The organism is Micromonospora fiedleri (assembly GCF_016774385.1).
GTDB classification, from domain to species: Bacteria; Actinomycetota; Actinomycetes; order Mycobacteriales; family Micromonosporaceae; genus Micromonospora; species Micromonospora gifhornensis.
In genome coordinates, this window is record NZ_JAETXL010000091.1 from 1 (window position 1) to 451 (window position 451).

General features: G+C 59.6%; 1 protein-coding gene. It reads right to left on the reverse strand.

From position 1 onward, the window contains the following. Positions 1–377: amidase family protein (locus tag JMF97_RS32500; RefSeq protein WP_498043322.1), on the reverse strand; the 377-nt coding region annotated here is incomplete at its 3' end. Positions 378–451 lie beyond the last annotated feature (74 nt).

The following is a 451-nucleotide window of genomic DNA, read 5'->3' on the forward strand; positions in this document are numbered from 1 at the left end:
AAGCCGGCGAGGTTGGCGGTGATGGTGTAGACGTCTTCCAGGTAGGCAGCGACCGGGTCACTGTTCTTGGCGCCGAGCTTCCAGGCCGGGTTCGGCGTGGTTGGGCCGAGGATGATGTCGACCTCGTTGAAGGCGGCCATGAAGTCATTTTTCACCAGGCGGCGGATCTTCTGCGCCTTCAGGTAATAGGCGTCGTAGTAGCCGGCCGACAGCGCGTAGGCGCCGACCATGATGCGGCGCTGCACTTCCGGGCCGAAACCTTCACCACGGGAACGCTTGTACAGGTCGATCAGGTTTTTCGGGTCTTCGCAGCGATAGCCGAAACGTACCCCGTCGAAACGCGACAGGTTGGAGGAGGCTTCTGCCGGGGCGATCACGTAGTACGCAGGCTGTCTCTTATACACATCTAGATGTGTATAAGAGACAGGAAGGACACCACATGCAGGCCGTA